The organism is Streptomyces filipinensis, assembly GCF_014649495.1.
Taxonomy (GTDB): Bacteria; Actinomycetota; Actinomycetes; order Streptomycetales; family Streptomycetaceae; genus Streptomyces; species Streptomyces filipinensis.
Genome location: NZ_BMTD01000016.1, coordinates 161,515 through 178,890, shown reverse-complemented (window position 1 = coordinate 178,890; position 17,376 = coordinate 161,515). Strand labels below are relative to the sequence as shown.

Below are 17,376 nucleotides of genomic sequence, written 5' to 3'. Positions count from 1 at the left end.
ACCGGGTACCCAGCCGAGCGGCGGATACGACTCCGGGCGCGAGGCGTGGCGCGCGGGAGGCCGCAGGTCGCGGGGAGTAGCGTCACCAGCGATGACGGAACTACCCGAAATGCCGGACACATACGAGATCGTCGCCCGCTACACGGCGCCCGCGCCGCGGCCGGGCCGGGCGTTGCTGCGCTGGATCTCCACCGCCGACCACAAGGTGATCGGCCGGCTCTACATGGTCACGGCGTTCTGCTTCTTCCTGCTCGCCGGGCTGCTCGCCCTCGGGATGCGCGCGGAACTCGCCCGGCCGGGTCTGCAGTTCCTGAGCGAGCAGGGCTACGACCAGTTCTTCACGATCCACGGCACCATCATGATGCTGCTGTTCGCGACCCCCATGTTCGCCGGGTTCGCCAACGCCGTGATGCCGCTGCAGATCGGTTCGCCCGACCTGGCCTTCCCCCGGCTGAACGCGCTGTCGTACTGGATGTACCTGTTCGGCGGCCTGATGGTGGTCTCCGGCTTCCTGGTGCCCGGCGGAGCCGCGGCGTTCGGCTGGTTCGCCTACGCACCGCTCAACAGTGCCTACTTCTCCCCCGGCGCGGGAGGGGACCTCTGGGCGATGGGGCTGGTGGTCTCCGGTGTGTCGACGACCCTGACCGCGGTGAACTTCATCGCCACGATCCTGTCGCTGCGCGCGCCGGGCCTGACGATGTTCCGGATGCCGATCTTCACCTGGAACGTGCTGTTCACCTCGATCCTGATCCTGCCCGCCTTCCCGGTGCTCACGGCGGCGCTGCTGGCGCTGGAGGCGGACCGGAAGTTCGGGGCGCACGTCTTCGACGCGGCGAACGGCGGCGCGCTGCTGTGGCAGCACCTGTTCTGGTTCTTCGGGCATCCGGAGGTCTACATCGTGGCGCTGCCGTTCTTCGGGATCGTCTCGGAGATCGTTCCGGTGTTCTCCCGCAAGCCGCTGTTCGGCTATCTGCCGATGATCGGGGCGACGATCGCCATCACCATGCTGTCGGCGGTGGTGTGGGCGCACCACATGTTCGCCACCGGCGCGGTGCTGCTGCCGTTCTTCTCCATCATGTCGTTCCTCATCGCGGTGCCCACGGGTATCAAGTTCTTCGCGTGGATCGGCACGATGTGGCACGGCTCGGTCTCGTTCGAGACACCGATGCTGTGGTCACTGGGCTTCCTGGTGTCGTTCCTGCTCGGCGGGCTGAGCGGGGTGCTGATCGCCTCACCGCCGCTCGACTTCCATCTGACCGACACCTACTTCATCGTGGCGCACCTGCACTACGTGCTGTTCGGCACCGTGGTGTTCGCGATGTTCGCCGGGTTCTACTTCTGGTGGCCCAAGTTCACCGGGAAGATGCTCGACGAGCGGCTCGGCAAACTGCACTTCTGGCTGCTGTTCCCGGGGTTCCAGCTGACCTTCCTGGTGCAGCACTGGCTCGGCGAGGCCGGCATGCCCCGCCGGTACGCGGACTATCTGCCCGAGGACGGCTTCACGCTGCTCAACACCCTGTCGTCCGCGGGCGCCTTCCTGCTCGGCGTCTCCGCTGTGCCGTTCCTCTACAACGTGTGGCGTACCGCCGCGAAGGGGCGGAAGGTCACCGTGGACGACCCGTGGGGATGGGGGCGGGGCCTGGAGTGGGCGACGTCCTGCCCGCCGCCTCGGCACAACTTCGTGGCGCTGCCCCGGATCCGCTCGGAATCGCCCGCCTTCGACCTGCACCATCCGCAGGTCGAGAGCCCGGCCGGAGAGGAGCTGGCGCGATGAAGGCGGAGGCGATGCTGTTCGGCGGGGTCGCGCTGTTCTTCGGCGGCTTGGCCGCGCTGTACGGCGTGTGGGCGGGCGAGGAGGCGGGCACGGTCGCGCTGGTCGTCGCGTGCGGGATGGCCGGACTGGTCGCGTTCTTCTGCCTCATCCAGTACCGGCGCCGCGGGGCGCGGGCGCAGGACCGTACCGCGGCGGAGGTCGTGGACGCCGCCGGGCCGGTCGCGTTCTTCCCCGACGAGAGCCTGTGGCCGATCGTCACCGCGCTCGGTTTCGCGGTGACGGCGAGCGGTGTGGTCTTCGGGCTGTGGCTGTTCCTCATCGGTCTGGGCGTTCTGGCACGCGGGGTGTTCGGGATGGTGTTCCAGTACGCGCAGCGGTGAGCGGCCTGCGCGGGGCCCCGGGCCGGAACGTCTCCACCGGCTCGTGGTCGGCCTCGTAGCCGCCGGTGATGCTCTGCCGGATCTCACCCGTGGGCACGCCCTCGGCGAGCCGCTCGTTCTCGGCCGCCGTCAGGGCCCGGCACAGCCACCGGGTCACCAGGAAGGCGAGGACCGGCGCAACGATCAGGGCGGTGCGCAGCACCCAGGTGATCACGTTGACGGAGACGCGGAAGGTCTGGGCGATGACGTCGTTCCCGCCGGCCAGCAGCAGCACGCCGTAGAACACGGTGCCCGCCACGCCGAGCCCGGTGCGGACGGGCCGCTCGCGGGGCCGGTCGCACAGGTGCCGCTCGGCCCACCCCTCCCCGGTCAGACGCTGTTCCACGAACGGATAGGCGTAGAGCACGGCGAACAGCAGGGCCGGCAGGACGACGGCCGGGAGCAGGACGTTCCACATCAGGGTGTGGCCCGCGAAGTTCGTCTCCCAGGCCGGGACCAGCCGCAGCGCGCCCTCCAGGAAACCGACGTACCAGTCGGGCTGGGAGGCGGTGGAGACCAGGTCGGGGCGGTAGGGGCCGTAGTTCCACACCGGGTTGATCTGGGCGATGCCCGCCAGCAGCACCAGCACGCCGGCGACGATGACGGCCAGGCCGCCGGAGGAGCCGGTGAACTGGGGGAAGAACGGCTTGCCGACGGCGTTGCGCGGCGTGTGTCCCGGGCCGCGCCACTGGGTGTGCTTGAGATGGACCACCAGGATCAGGTGCACGGCGACCAGGGCGATGAGGGCACCCGGGAGCAGCAGGACGTGCAGCGGATACAGGCGGGTGATGATGTCGTGGCCCGGGTACTGGCCGCCGAAGGCGAAGAAGGCCACGTACGTGCCGACGACCGGGAGCGAGAGCATGATGCCCTGGGCGATGCGCAGTCCGGTCCCGGAGAGCAGGTCGTCGGGGAGCGAGTAGCCGGCGAAGCCCTCGGCGAGCGAGAGGGCGAACAGGGTCACCCCGATCACCCAGTTCAGCTCGCGGGGCCGGCGGAAGGCGCCGGTGAAGAAGATGCGCAGCAGGTGCACCCCGATGGCGGCGACGAAGACCAGCGCCGCCCAGTGATGCGCCTGCCGCATCAGCAGTCCGCCGCGCACGTCGAAGCTGATGTACAGGGTGGAGTCGAAGGCGGCCGACATGCGCACACCGCGCAGCGGCACATAGCGGCCGGCGTAGACGACCTCCCGCGTCTCCGGCTGGAAGAACAGGGTCAGCCAGACCCCGGTCAGGATCAGCACCAGCAGGCTGTACAGCGCGAGTTCGCCGAGCAGGAAGGACCAGTGGTCCGGGAACGCCTTGCGCAGCAGCGGGCCGCCCTCGTACACGGGCAGCCGGGCGTCCGCCGCGTCCACGAACCGCTCGGCGCGGCGCCCCACACGGCTCATGCGGTCTCCGGCTCCGCCGCCGCCCGGGCCACCTCGGTCTCCACCTCGGGGCGCGGCCGGCCCGTCTCCTTGGCGTACTCGCTCACCGCGGTCTGCACGTCCCGGGCCAGGTCCCGCCAGGCGCGCAGCGCGGTCTCGTACGTGCCCGACTGGGCACCGGTCATCCGCCGCTCGGCCGGCGGGCCGTAGGTGTCGCGCAGTTCCTCGACCGTGGCGTGTGCCGCGTCGGCCGCGCGCTGCTTCTGCACGAGTTCCTCGAAGGTGTGTGCCACACCAATCGACCCTAGGCACAGCGTTCCGGATACGCCTCTCCAACCTGCCGAAACGCACCCGTGTGGCGGTCACCCGCGACACGACCACACCGGCGGGGCCACAGCTGTACGCGGCCCACCCGGGCGGTGACCCGGGGGTGCGCCGCAGGTGCACGAGACCGACCGTGACGGTCGGCCGCCGGGGCACCCACAGCCGCACAGGGCCGGCCAAGACGGCCGACCGCGGGCCAGCCACAGGTACACAAGGCCCGCCAAGGCGGCCACCCACCGGCGCAGCCAGGTGCACGAGACCGACCGCGGCGGCCGGCCGCCCGGGGCAGCCACAGCGGACCGTGGCAGCCGGTCGCCGGGGCAGGCCGACCGCTGCGGCAGGCAGCCAGCAGGGCTGCGCGACCGGCCCGCGAGGACACCACGGCAGGCATGAGAGCGACCGCGGTGAGGCCGGACCGACGGTGCGAGCCCGAGCAGGACGGGGCGCGCCCCAGGCACCCGGACGGCCCGCGCAAGGCCACCGCGCGGCGCGAGCCCGACCGGCGGACGCCGGGGGGTGAAGGGCGCGACCGGCACTCACCGCGTCGGCCATCGCGGCCTCGCCTGGCGGCGGCCGTCGGCCGCTGGGCGGCCCGGACGCCGGGAGCGCCACCCGCCCCGTGAGCGGCCTCGGACCCCTGGCGGCAGACCCGGACCCGACGGCGGCCCCACACCGCGGCGGCAGCTCCGGAGCCGGTGGGGAGCCCCCGCCCCCGTGAGCAGCCCGGCCGAGGTACCCGTTCCGGGGGCCCTCGTGTGGGGGCCCGGGGGCGTCAGGTGTCCGGGACCAGCTCCGCCCAGACCTGTTTGCCGCCGCTGAGCGGGAGTGTGCCCCAGGCCGCCGACACCGCCTCGACCAGGATGATGCCCCGGCCGCCGGTGGCCTCCCAGCCGATGCTGGCCGGCTTGACGGGGCTGCGCGGGGAGGAGTCGGCGACGGCGAGGCGGAGGCGGTGGTTGACCAGGGTGAGGTCGAGGCGGACCTGCCCGCCGGTGTGCACCAGGGCGTTGGTGACGAGTTCGGAGACCACCAGCAGGGCCGCGTCCATCGTGTCCTGCGCGACGCCCCAGGTTCGCAGCGTGCGCCGGGTGAAGCGGCGGGCGTGCCGCACCGCCTCCGGCACCCGCCACACCGTCCAGCTCTCGCGCAGCGGGCGTACGGCCATGCCGTCGTAGCGCATCAGCAGCAGGGCGACGTCGTCGCCGCGGTGCGCGCCGGCGAGCAGCGCGTCGGCGACCAGCCCGAGGTGCGCCGGGTCACCGGCGGCCAGCTCGGCGGCGAGCCGCTCCAGGCCCACGTCGATGTCGGCGTCCGGTGACTCCACCAGGCCGTCGGTGGTCAGCGCGATCACCGTGCCGGGCTGCAGGCGCAGCGGGGTCATCGGGAACTCGGCCTGGGCGAGCACGCCGAGCGGCGGACCACCCTCGGCCCGTACGACCTCGGCGGTGCCGTCCGGATGGCGCAGCACGGGGTGGAGATGACCGGCACGCACGCACCAGGCGGTGCCCTCCTCCATGTCGACTTCGACGTAGGCACAGGTCGCGAACAGGTCCGTCTCCATGTCCAGCAGCAGCCGGTTGGCGTGCGCCACGACCACGTCCGGGGCGTGGCCCTCGGCGGCGTAGGCGCGCAGCGCGGTGCGCATCTGGCCCATCAGGGTGGCGGCGCCGGCGTTGTGCCCCTGGACGTCGCCGATGACGAGGGCCACATGGTTGTCGGCGAGCGGGATGACGTCGTACCAGTCGCCACCGACCTCCAGGCCGGCCGTGGTGGGCAGGTACCGGGCGACGGCGACCGCGCCGGGCAGCCGGGGCAGGCGGCGCGGCAGCAGGGTGCGCTGGAGCATGCCGACGAGTTCGTGTTCGGCGTCGAAGGCGTGGGCGCGCAGCAGGGCCTGTCCGGTGAGGCCGGCGCACGCGGTGAGCAGCGCGCGTTCGTCGGGGCCGAAGTCGTGCGGGCGGTCCCAGCCGATCAGGCAGGCGCCGGCCATGCGGCCGCCGGCGGGCAGCGGCAGCACCGCCAGACCGCCGGGGCCGACCTCGGCGAGGGCGGGTTCCAGCGAGGTGCCGGCCGGCCAGATCCGGGCGCGGCCCTCACGGAGCGCGGCGGCGAGGGTGGGCATGGCGCGTACCGGCGCCTCGGGCCACTCGGTGCGCCACTCGCTGCGCCACACCTCGGGCCAGGCCTCGGGTTCGGGCGGGTCGAGGACGGTGACGACGAGCCGTTCGTTCTCCAGCTCGGCGAGCGCGATCCGGTCGGCCCGCAACGGCCCGCGCAGGGCGGCGACGACGGCGTTGCCGACGTCCTTGACCGTGCCGGCGGTGGCGAGCGCGGCGGCCAGACGCTGGACCCGGGTCACGTCGGTGACGCCGGCGCGCAGGGTGGAGGCGTCGGCGACGGTGCCCACGAGCCGGGCGGAGCGGCCCTCGCCGGCGGGCAGCAGTCGGCCGCGCAGCCGCAGCCACCTCGGCGCGCCGGAGGGCTGGAGGATACGGAACTCCAGCTCGCGCTCGCCGATGGACATGTGGTCCGCCTCGACCACGGACATCAGCGCCGGCAGATCCTCGGGCACGGTGAGCCCGAGCAGGGTCTCGACCCGGCCGTCGAAGGCGTCCCGGGCGAGTCCGAACAGCCGCAGGATCCCGTCGCCGACCTCGACCCGGCCGCTGTCCACGGCCAGGCTGAAGGCGTCCGGCGGCAGCTCGCCGGCGGGGGCGGCGGAGGCGGCGGGAACGGGCACGGCGACGGCGCGGGCGATCAGCTCCAGGCAGGCGCGGTCGTCGGTGCCGAAGCCGCCGGGGTGTTCGCTGACGACCAGCAGGCAGCCGCTGCCCACCGGGCCGAGCGGCAGGGCGGCCACCGAGAAGTCCGGCGACGGGGTGCGCCGCGCCTCGGGGGAGCCGGCCAGCTGCTCGGGGCCGAGCCAGCGGGGGCGTCCGGTGCGGTGGGCCTCGGCGACCGGGGTGCCGCCGGCGGCGGGGTAGGCGTCGCGCAGTCCGTACAGGGTGCGGGGCAGGCCCGCCGACTCCGCGAGGAACAGCTCCGACGGGTCGTCGCCGGGGACGTACACGCCGGCGAAGGACGCTCCGGCGAACACCAGCGCCTGTTCCAGGACCCGGCGGAGCCGGTCCGGCGTGTCAGGGGCCGTGGTGAGCGTCTCCAGGGCGGCTTCGGCACGCTCCGGCGCCGTTCGCGTTCCGCTGATCGCAGCGCCCTCACTCACCACGTTCGCCATTACAGCGCGTACGGGCCGTCGGCGCAGCCCCTGAGGGGGCTCCGGGTGCTCTCCGGTACGCCCGTTCCGTTCGAAAGCCACCGAACGCATCTTGACGCATGAGTTCCGCACGGTGTCCTCGTGACAGACGTGACTGTCCGCGACCGCCTGACTCCTGCGAGTGTCGTTCCCGGTCACACGAGGGAGGGCTTGGGGCGCATGGACAAGCGGTACGAGGTGTACGCGCTCGCCGACGGGCACTTCTACGACACGCCCGACCGGCTCCCGGGAGCGGACGGGGCGCCGGCAGCGCTGTACGCGACGGCGCGTCGCACGGTGCCGGAGGGCTGGCACGCGGCCCGCTCCGGCGACTGGCTGACGCTGACCCCGGTCGACGCCGACGGCGCGCCGCTTCCGTCGCCGGCCCAGGGCTGGAAGATCCACTCCTCGGCGACCGCCGCGAACGCGGAACGGATCGCGGGCATCGTCTGGGACTACTGCGTGCCGCGCCGCATCCCGTTCAAGTTCGTGCCCGGCCCGCATCTGCTGCACCTGCGCAACGCCAAGTACGCGGGCCGCGACACCAGCGGCAAGTTCGTCACCGTCTACCCGGCGGACGAGGAGCAGTTGCAGCAGGTGCTGCGGGAACTGGGCGCGCTGCTGGAGGGTTTCGAGGGGCCGTACATCCTCACCGACCTGCGCTGGCACGACGGCCCGCTCTACGTCCGCTACGGCGCCTTCGCCCGCCGGTACGTCGTCGACGAGCGCGGCTCGCTGGTCCCGGCGGTGGCCGACGGCACGGGCCGGCTGGTACCGGACCGGCGGGCCCCGTCCTTCCAGGTGCCCGAGTGGGTGACGCTGCCGGAGTTCCTGCGGCCGCACCTCGACGCGCGCAACACCACGACGGTCGGCGAGCTGCCGTACCGCATCGAGAAGGCGCTGCACTTCTCCAACGGCGGCGGGGTGTACACCGGCACCGACACCCGGGACGGGCGCCGGGTGGTGCTGAAGGAAGCCCGGCCGCACGCGGGGCTGGCCGCCGACGGCGCGGACGCGGTGGCCCGGCTGGAGCGGGAGAAGGCGGCGCTGGAACGGGTCGCCGGGACCGGTGTGGTGCCCGAGGTACGGGACTGGTTCACGCTGGGCGAGCACCGGTTCCTGGTCATGGACCACCTGGCCGGCCGTCCGCTGAACTCCTTCTTCGCCGAGCGGCATCCGCTGCTCACCGCCGACCCCGACCCGGCGGACGTGGCCGCGTACACGGCGTGGGCGCTGCGGATCAACGCGGCGGTGGAGCAGGCGGTGGCCGCGGTGCATGCGCGCGGGCTGGTCTTCAACGACCTGCACGTCTTCAACATCATGGTGACCGAGGACGAACAGTCGGTGCGTCTCATCGACTTCGAGGCCGCCGCCCCCGCGGAGGCGAACGCCCGGCAGACCGTCGCCCACCCCGGTTTCTTCGCCCCGCCGGACCGCCGCGGCCCCGACGTCGACCGCTATGCGCTGGCCTGTCTGCGGCTCGCCCTGTTCCTGCCGGTCACCACGCTGTTCGTGGTGGACCGGGGCAAGGCCGCGCACCTCGCCGAGGTGATCGCGGAGCAGTTCCCGGACGTGCCGCGTGCCTTCCTGGACGAGGCGGTGGCGGAGATCACCCGGGACACCGCGGGCGGGCGGCGCAGCAGACCCGCCCCACCGGTGGTGCCCGGCGACTGGCCCTACAGCCGGGACTCGATGGTGAAGGCGATCCTCGCCTCGGCCACGCCGGAACGCGACGACCGTCTCTTCCCCGGTGACATCGCCCAGTTCTCGGACGGCGGCGGCCTCGGCCTCGCCCACGGCGCGGCCGGTGTGCTCCACGCGCTCCAGGCGGCCGGGGCCGGCCGTTACGACGAGGGCGAGCACTGGCTGCTGACCCACACCGCCCCACCGCCGCCCGGCACCCCGCTCGGCCTGTACGACGGCCTGGCAGGCGTCGCGCTGGTGCTCGACCAACTCGGCCACCGGCAGCGGGCGTTGGACCTGACCGACGGCGTCCTGCGGGAGAACTGGCGCAGTCTCGCCTCCGACCTGCAGGGCGGACTCGCCGGGCTCGGCCTGGTCCTCGGGCGGCTCGCGGACACCACCGGCGAGTCGGCCCTGCGGCAACACGCCGCCGAGGCCGCCGACATCCTCGTACGACGACTCGCCGAACCGCTCCCGGACACCCCGCGCCGGCGCGCCGGGCTGCTGCGCGGCGCGACCGGGCCCGCGCTGTTCCTCCTGCGCTGGTACGAGCGGACCGGCGAGGACCGCTTCCTGACCGCGGCGGCCGAGGCGCTCCGCCGGGACCTGGACTGCTGTGTGACCCAGGAGGCGGGCGGCGGCCTGGAGGTGGACGAGGGCTGGCGGACGCTGCCCTACCTCGGCGACGGGAGCGCGGGAATCGGGCTGGTCCTCGACGACTACCTGGCGCACGCGGACGACGAGGAGTTCGAACGCGCCCGGGCCGGCATCCTGACCGCCGCCACCTCCCGCTTCTACGCCCAGCCGGGTCTCTTCCAGGGCCGCGCCGGAATGATCCTGCACCTCGCCCGCAGCACCGCGCCGGGCGCCACCCGAGAACGGCTGCGGCAGCAGATCGCCGGGCTCGGCTGGTTCGCGATGGACTACCAGGGCCAACTGGCCTTCCCCGGGCACCAGATGATGCGGCTGTCCATGGACCTCGCCACCGGCACGGCAGGCTGCCTGCTCGCGCTGGCCGCGGCCCGCGACGACGCCCGCACCGCGCACCTGCCCTTCCTCGCGCCGCCACCGGCGGCCCTCACACGCGGCTCCGCACCGACGAAGCCGTGACGCACCACCCCCGTCCCCAACCAGGAAAGGACACCACCATGGCACTGCTCGACCTGCAGACCCTCGAGTCCGACGAGTACACCCACACCGGCGCGAGCACGGCGAGCCTGCTCTCCTGTGTCTCCGCGGCGAGCGTTCTGCTCTGTCTCTGACCGGGCCTGTGAGTCCACGGCTCCGGACGGCCCCGCCCCGTGTGGGCGGGGCCGTCCGGAGCCTTCCCGTTCCCGTCCGACCCGAGCGAGGCCGCAGCCGATGAACTCCAGCCCCGACAGCGCCGGTCCGGCGGCCGGCCGGTCCCTGTCGCGCGCGGTGCTGCGCCAGGGCGGCGCCCGCTGTGCCGCCCTGTGCGCGGTGGGTACGGCGGCCACGGCGGCCGGCCTGCTGCTGCCCGCCCTGCTGGGCCACACCCTGGACCTGCTGCTGGCCCGCGCCCCGGCCGCCCGCTGGATCGGTGGCTGCGCCGGGGTCGTAGCGCTGCTCGCCCTGCTGGACGGCTGCGCGAGCGTGCTCTCCGGCACGGCCGACGCGCAGGCCACCGCATGGCTGCGCCGGCACCTCACCGGGCACGTGCTGGCGCTGGGCCCGCGGGCGGCGGCCAGGTTCGGCGCCGGGGATCTGGTGGCACGGCTGGTCGGCAACGCGGCGCAGGCCGGGACGGCGCCGGGCGCGCTGGCCGCCCTGCTCGCCGCGCTCGCCGCTCCCGTCGGTGGTGTGGTGGCGCTCGCCCTCCTCGACCCGTACCTGGCGGCGGTGTTCCTCGCCGGGGCACCGGTCCTGGCCCTCCTGCTGCGCTCCTTCGCCCGGGACACATCGGCGTGCGTGGCCGACTACCAGCGGGTGCAGGGCCGGATCGCCGGTGCGCTGGCGGAGGCGGTCGGCGGATTCCGTACGATCCGGGCCGCGGGCGTCGAGGACCGCGAGACCGCCCGGATCCTGGCGCCGCTGCCCGAACTGTCGCGTGCCGGGCACCAGATGTGGCGCGTGCAGGGACGCGCCGCCGCACGGGCGGTCACCGTGGCGCCGCTGCTGAATCTGGCCGTACTGGCCGTGGCGGGACTGCTGCTGGCCCGGCATCGCCTGTCGGTGGGCGAGGTGCTGGCCGCCTCCCGCTACGCGGCGCTCGCCACGGGCGTCGGCGCGCTGGTCGGGCAGCTGGCGACACTCGCCCGGGCCCGGGCGGCGACCGGCCGGCTCGCCGAGGTGCGGGCCGAGCCCGCGCCCGGGTACGGCGCCGGCCGGCTGCCGCCCGGCAACGGCCGGCTGGAACTGCGGGCGGTGACCGCGCTCCGGGGCGGACGAACCGTCCTGGACCGGGTCGACCTGACCGTCCCGGGCGGCACCACCCTCGCGGTCGTCGGCCGTTCCGGCGCCGGCAAGTCCCTGCTCGCACAGCTCGCCGGCCGGCTCACCGACCCCGACGCGGGCGACATCCTGCTCGACGGCGTCCTGCTGGGCGACCTCGCCCACGCCGAGCTGCGCCGCGCCGTCGCCTACGCCTTCGAGCGCCCCGCCCTGCCGGGTACGACCATCGAGGACACCATCGCCTTCGGGCCGACGCCCGCGACGCCGGCCGCCGTCCGCTCGGCCGCCCGGCGAGCCCACGCCGACGACTTCGTACGGCGCCTCCCCGACGGCTACGCCACCCGCACCGCCGACGCGCCCCGCTCCGGCGGCGAGTCCCAACGCCTCGGCCTCGCCCGCGCCTTCGCCCACGGCGGCCGGCTGCTGATCCTCGACGACGCCCTGTCCAGCCTGGACACGGTCACGGAACACCGTATCGCCCAGACCCTGCTGACCCCCGACCCGTCCCGCACCCGCCTGCTGATCGCCCACCGCGCGACCACCGCGGCCCGCGCGGACCGCGTCGCCTGGCTGGACGCCGGCCGGGTCAGGGCGGTCGCAACACACCAGGAGCTGTGGCGGGAGGCGGAGTACCGGGCGGTGTTCGGGGCGGGTCCGGAGAACGGGGAGAGCGCGTGCGGGGCGGGCATGGCGCGGGGCACCGACGGCGGTGCCGAGGCCGAGGCCGGGACGGAGGCCTGCTGATGACGGCGCAAACGCGGGCCCGGACGGACCGGCCGCGGACGAGGTGGCGCAGGCCGGCACGGACGAACACCGATCGCCGGCACGCCCTGGACGGCAGGCGCCCCGATGCGGTCCGAACGAGCAACGGGAGTTGACGGGCATGCCGGGCAGGGAGCGGGAACGAAAGCTGACGGGCAGGCCCGACCAGGAGCGGGAACCGGCAGGGAAGCCGACTGGCGGACCGGTCCCGGAGAGGAAGCCACCGCACACGCCCACCCCGGACCGGGACCGCGGCCGGGACCGCGCGGACATGTCTCACACCGACCGGGACGCGACGGACATACGGGACCAGGACCGAAAGCCGACCAACACGCCCGGCCAAGACCAGCACCCGACGAACACTCCCCACCGGGGACCCCGGTCGGCGAGCACATCCACCCCAGCCGGGACGTCGACACCCACGCCCAGCCCGGACCGAAACCTGACCGCCACGCCCGGCCGAGACCGCGACCCGACCGACGCGCCCGCCCCGGACCGGAACCCGGCGGACCCCGGGGCGGACGGGGGGCAGCGGTCGCCCGCGCACACGCGTGTCCGCCGGTTTCTGCGGGAGCGGTGGCGGGTGCTGGTACGGCTCGGCGCCTGGTCGGTGCTGGAGGCGGGACAGACCTTCGTCGTCGGATACGCCCTCGCGCGGGCCCTGGACGCCGGGTTCCTCGCCGGGAACGCCCGGACCGGCCTGCTGTGGCTGGGGGCCGCGGGGCTCGCCGTGTGTGCCGGGGCGTACGGGACCGGGCGGGTGTACCGCGTGGTCGCCGCGCTGGTCGAGCCGGCCCGGGACCGGCTGGTGACGGCGGTCGTCGCGCGCGGCGTGCGGGAGGCGGACGCGGGTGCGCTGTCCGGGCTCACCCAGCAGGTGGAGATCGCCCGGGACACACTCGCCGGTGTCGTGATGGTGACCCGCTCCTTCCTGTTCACCGCCGCCGGCGCCCTGATCGGCCTGTTCTCGCTGGCCCCCCTGCTCCTCGCGGTCGTCCTGCCTCCGCTGCTCGCCGGCGTGGCCCTGTTCGCCGCGACACTCAGGCCGCTGGCCCACCGCCAGGAGGCCTTCCTCACCGCCGACGAGGCACTGGCCGAGGAACTGGGCGCGCTGGTCCCGGCGCTGCGCGACGTCACCGCGGCCGGTGCCGAGGACCGGGTCGCCGACACCGTCGACGCGCGCACCGACGCCGAGCTGCGGGCCGCCCGCGCCCTGGCCCGCTGGAGTGTCGCCCGTGTGGCCGCGCTGGCGGTCGGCGGCGAACTGCCGGCGGTACTGCTGCTGGTCACCGCGCCCTGGCTGCTCGGCCACGGCGTCACCCCGGGCGCCCTGCTCGGCGCGCTCGCCTACGTCACCCAGTCCCTGCTCCCCGCCCTGAACTCCCTCGTCCACGGCCTCGGCACCAGCGGCGCCCGCCTGACGGTCGTACTGCGCAGGCTGACCCGAACGCCCCGACACCGCGAAGCCCCGATTCCCCCCTCCCCCGACGCACGGGACGACGCACGGGACGACGCACGGGACCACGAGCGGAAGCCCGCCCGACGACCGCACGCCCCACCCGCCCTGTCCCTCACGTCCGTCACCTTCTCCTACGGCCCCGCCAGCACCCCCGTCCTGAACGGCCTCGACCTCACCCTCCCGGAAGGCGCTCACCTGGCCGTCGTAGGCCCCAGCGGCATCGGCAAGTCGACGCTCACCGGTCTCGTCGCCGGGCTGCTCACCCCGCAGCACGGCACCATCCGTGTGTACGGCCGTCCCGTGCCCGCGCCCCGGGCCACCGTGCTCATCCCGCAGGAGGCCTACGTCACCACCGGCACCCTGGCCGAGAACCTGGCCCTCTTCCGCGACGATCCCGTGCCGGAGGCCGAACTCCTCACCGCCGCCGACGCGGTCGGGCTCACCCCGCTGCTGGAAACGCTGGGCGGGCCCGGTGCCCCGGTCGCCCCGGCGGAGCTGTCCGCAGGGGAGCGGCAGCTGATCGCGCTGACCCGCGCCTACCTCTCCCCCGCCCCGCTGGCCCTGCTGGACGAGGCGACCTGCCATCTGGACCCGGAGGCGGAAGCGCGCGCCGAACGGGCCTTCGCGACGCGTCCGGGCGGCACACTGGTCGTCGTCGCGCACCGGATCAGCTCCGCCCGCCGCGCCGAGCGGATCCTCGTCATGGACGGCGCGCGCACCGCCTGCGGCACCCACGGCGAACTCCTGCGCGGCTCTGATCTGTACCAGGACCTGGTCGGCGGCTGGACGGCGCGCCCGGCGCCGCTGCCGGGCTAGTCACACCCACCCCTCACCCTGCGATATGCGAATCGCGTCGATCCGGTTGCGCGCGCCGGTCTTGCGGGTGATCGCCGCCATGTAGTTGCGGACCGTGCCATGGGACAGGTGCAGGCTGCCGGCGATCTCCGCGATCGAGGCGCCCGCGGCCGCGAGCGAGAGCACGCTCAGCTCGCGTCTGGTCAGCGGCATCTGGGCCGCCTTGAGGAAGCCGAAGCCCAGTGAGGCGTCGACGAAACGTTCCCGCTGGGCGACGGACCGGATGGCACGCAGCAGCTGGTCCGGTGAACCCTCCTTGTCGACGAAGCCGAGCGCGCCCGCCTCGGCGGCCCGCTTCAGCAGCCCCGGGCGGTTCGCCTGGGCCAGCACCACGAGGGCCGGGGGCCTGCCGCCGGTTCCGGGCGGGCAGAGGTCGCCGAGCGGCGGCACCCCCTGCCCGTCCGTACAGTCGAGGTCCGCCGCGCACACGTCCGGGCATAAGGACCGGATCCGGGCGGCGGCACTCCGCCACGGCGTGTCGTCCACGTCCAGCCCCGGCTCCCGGCGCAGCCACTCCGCCAGGACCGATCGCACCAGACACGCGTCGTGCACCAGAAGCACCCGGATCACTGCCCGCCCCCTTGGTCGTCCCACGCCCGATGATCGTCGTCGCCCGTGCCATGACCGCGGCATGGGACAGCGCGTGCCCATTCTTGGGCGCCCGTACCGTTCGCGGGCGCGGAGATTCGGCCATCAGGGTGCGTGGGGGCGCACATGAGGCGCCCGTACGCCGTGCGTGCATCCGGCACTCGGGCATGGGTACGGGCGAAGCGGGTATCCGGAGGCATCCGCCACGAGGGGACCGCGGCCCGTGGCCGGGGCGCTCGCCGTGCGCGGCGCGCCCCCGCGAGGGAATCTTGTCCCCGGGATGCGCGACACGGCCGTACGAGGAGGTGGTCGGCGTGTCCGACGGGCCGGGCCCGGGGCCGGTACCGGCGGCCGACGGGATGCCTGCCGTCCAGCCGGTGCTGTCGCTTGCCCTGGTGTCGATGATGCAGGCGGTGCGCGCGCACTCCGGCGCGGTGTACCTGCTCAGGCCCGACGAGCCGGTCCTGGAGATGGCGGTGATGGCGGGGATGCCCCGCGCTTTCGCGGCGCCCTGGCAGCGGGTCGGGCTGAGGGCGCCGATCCCCGTCGCCGACGCGGCACGCGAGCGGCGGCTGGTGTGGGTGGGCGGCGAGGAGGAGATGGCCCGCCGCTATCCGCGGATCGCGGTGGTGCTGGCGTACCCGTTCTCACTGGCCGCGTTGCCGGTGGCGACGGAGCACCGGCTGTACGGCGCGGTGTTCGTCACCTGGCCGGGCGCGCATGCGCCGGAGTTGTCCGACGCGGAGCGGGACCAGTTGTGGGCCGCCTGTGACCGGCTGGCGCTGCGTCTGGAGGGGGCCGCCCGGGACAACCGGCCGCTCGGACACGAGACCGACGTGATCACGGAGCCGGTGGCGGGCGTGGCGGACACCCTGGGCTCGGTGGAGGCGGCACGGATGGTGTCCCGGCTGCCGTACGGGCTGGTGTCGCTGGATCTGCACGGCCGGATCGGGTTCCTCAACACGGCCGCCGCCGAGCTGCTCGGCAGACCGGTCGGGGAACTGCTCGGCACGCTGCCGTGGGTGTCGGTGCCGTGGCTGAACGACCCGATGTACGAGGACCGGTACCGCGGGGCGTTGCTCAGCCAGCAGGTGACGTCCTTCGTGGCGTTGCGCCCACCGGGCGAGTGGCTGTCGTTCCGCATGTATCCGAGCACGACCGGGCTGAGCGTGCGGATCAGCCGGGCCCGGGCGGTGGCGGAGATGGCGCGCGGGACCCCGCGGGCGGGCGCGTCCCCGTCCCGGCTGGTGACGATCTCCCAGCTGCTGGGCCTCGCGGGCGCGCTGACCGAGGCGGTCGGGGTGCAGGACGTGGTGCAGCTGGTCTGGAGCGAGGTGGCTGCGGCGGTGGGCAGCCAGGCGATGATGATCCTCGGCTCGCAGGGCGGTCGGCTGCACGTGCTGGGGCATCGCGGGTATCCCGATCCGCACACCGCGGAGCGGTTCCACGGCCTGCCGCTGACCGAGCGGACCCCCGGCACCCAGGCGCTGCACAGCGGGGTGCCCGCGTTCTTCGACTCCCGGGAGCAGCTGGAGCGGCTGTATCCGGGAAGGTACGAGTCCCCGGACGGCTTCGCGGCCTGGGCGTACCTGCCGCTGATCGCGTCCGGGCGGCCGGTGGGCACGTGTGTGCTGGCGTACGCGGAGCCGCATGCCTTCCCGGCCGACGAGCGGGCCGTACTGACATCTCTCGGCGGGCTGATCGCGCAGGCGCTGGAAAGGGCCCTGCTGTACGACGCGAAGAACCGGCTCGCGCACGGGCTCCAGCAGGCTCTGCTGCCGCACTCGCTGGCGCCGCCGCCCGGCATCGAGGCGGCCGCCCGCTATGTACCGGCCACGCAAGGCATGGACATCGGCGGCGACTTCTACGACCTGGTGCCGACGCTGCCGCTGGCGGCGGCGGTGATCGGGGACGTGCAGGGGCACAACGTGGCCGCGGCGGGCCTGATGGGGCAGATCCGTACCGGTGTCCGGGCGTACACCACGGTCGGGCAGGCGCCGCACGAGGTGATGAGCAGCACCAACCGGCTCCTGATCGACCTGGGGGCCGAGCTGTTCGCCAGTTGTCTGTATCTGCGGCTGGACCCGGTGCGCGGGCGGGCGGTGATGGCGCGGGCGGGACATCCGCCGCCGCTGCTGAGACGGCCGGACGGGCGGGTGCGGGTGCTGGATCTGGCCGGCGGCCCGCTGCTCGGGATTCGCGCGGCCGCGGTGTATCCGACCACCGAGGTGGATCTCGCTCCCGGTTCGGTGCTCGTGCTGTACACCGACGGTCTGGTGGAGGCCCCCGGCATCGACATCGAGGACGCGCTGGCCGGACTCGGCGAACTGCTGGCGGAGACAGGCGACCGGCCGCTGGAGCGACTGGCGGACGACGTGGTCCGGCACAGCGCGGCGACCGGTGAGCGGGTGGACGACGTGGCAGTGCTGTTGCTGCGGGCCCACGCCGAGCCGTGACGCGACCGACCGGGACGGCCAC

11 protein-coding genes are annotated in these 17,376 nt (G+C 74.3%); 7 read left to right on the top strand and 4 right to left on the bottom strand.

Annotated elements, in window-relative coordinates; genetic code table 11:
• Nucleotides 1–109 precede the first annotated feature (109 nt).
• Both ctaD and ctaF read left to right on the top strand, forming a co-directional pair.
• Nucleotides 110–1,774 (top strand): aa3-type cytochrome oxidase subunit I, encoded by a 1,665-nt coding sequence (gene ctaD, locus IE244_RS30640; protein ID WP_191876804.1) that lies wholly within the window; start codon nt 110–112, stop codon nt 1,772–1,774.
• Nucleotides 1,771–2,154, top strand: coding sequence for an aa3-type cytochrome oxidase subunit IV (gene ctaF, locus IE244_RS30635; protein WP_191876803.1), 384 nt, complete (start codon nt 1,771–1,773; stop codon nt 2,152–2,154). Before ctaD ends, ctaF begins: the two co-directional genes overlap by 4 nt.
• Here the strand turns inward: ctaF and qcrB are convergent.
• The 3 genes from qcrB to IE244_RS30620 form a co-directional block, all read right to left on the bottom strand.
• A complete protein-coding gene (gene qcrB / locus IE244_RS30630) occupies nt 2,090–3,583 on the bottom strand; it encodes a cytochrome bc1 complex cytochrome b subunit (protein WP_191876802.1) in 1,494 nt (497 codons plus the stop codon). The genes ctaF and qcrB overlap by 65 nt on opposite strands.
• On the bottom strand, nt 3,580–3,855 hold the full coding sequence (locus tag IE244_RS30625; RefSeq protein ID WP_031172265.1) for a hypothetical protein: 276 nt from the start codon (nt 3,853–3,855) through the stop codon (nt 3,580–3,582). Before IE244_RS30625 ends, qcrB begins: the two co-directional genes overlap by 4 nt.
• Before the next feature lie 803 nt (nt 3,856–4,658).
• Entirely contained in the window at nt 4,659–7,121 is a 2,463-nt protein-coding gene (locus tag IE244_RS30620; protein WP_191876801.1) for a SpoIIE family protein phosphatase, read from the bottom strand.
• A gap of 198 nt (nt 7,122–7,319) precedes the next feature.
• Between IE244_RS30620 and lanKC the strand changes: the two genes are divergently transcribed.
• The 4 genes from lanKC (at nt 7,320) to IE244_RS30600 (ending at nt 14,271) form a co-directional block, all read left to right on the top strand.
• Nucleotides 7,320–9,932 carry a class III lanthionine synthetase LanKC gene (gene lanKC, locus IE244_RS30615; protein WP_191876800.1) on the top strand — a complete coding sequence of 871 codons (2,613 nt, stop codon included), beginning with the start codon at nt 7,320–7,322 and terminating at the stop codon, nt 9,930–9,932.
• A gap of 38 nt (nt 9,933–9,970) precedes the next feature.
• Complete coding sequence (locus tag IE244_RS30610; RefSeq protein WP_031172271.1) at nt 9,971–10,084, top strand: SapB/AmfS family lanthipeptide; 114 nt, start codon at nt 9,971–9,973, stop codon at nt 10,082–10,084.
• A gap of 100 nt (nt 10,085–10,184) precedes the next feature.
• Complete coding sequence (locus tag IE244_RS30605) at nt 10,185–11,978, top strand: ABC transporter transmembrane domain-containing protein (RefSeq protein ID WP_191876799.1); 1,794 nt, start codon at nt 10,185–10,187, stop codon at nt 11,976–11,978.
• A 601-nt stretch (nt 11,979–12,579) separates the two neighbouring features.
• Entirely contained in the window at nt 12,580–14,271 is a 1,692-nt protein-coding gene (locus tag IE244_RS30600) for an ATP-binding cassette domain-containing protein (RefSeq protein WP_229854426.1), read from the top strand.
• Here IE244_RS30600 and IE244_RS30595 read toward each other — a convergent pair whose 3' ends face one another.
• On the bottom strand, nt 14,272–14,880 hold the full coding sequence (locus tag IE244_RS30595) for a response regulator transcription factor (RefSeq protein ID WP_229854425.1): 609 nt from the start codon (nt 14,878–14,880) through the stop codon (nt 14,272–14,274). It lies immediately after the preceding gene.
• A gap of 323 nt (nt 14,881–15,203) precedes the next feature.
• Between IE244_RS30595 and IE244_RS30590 the strand changes: the two genes are divergently transcribed.
• Nucleotides 15,204–17,354 (top strand): SpoIIE family protein phosphatase, encoded by a 2,151-nt coding sequence (locus IE244_RS30590; protein WP_373305795.1) that lies wholly within the window; start codon nt 15,204–15,206, stop codon nt 17,352–17,354.
• The last annotated feature ends 22 nt before the right edge of the window (nt 17,355–17,376 follow it).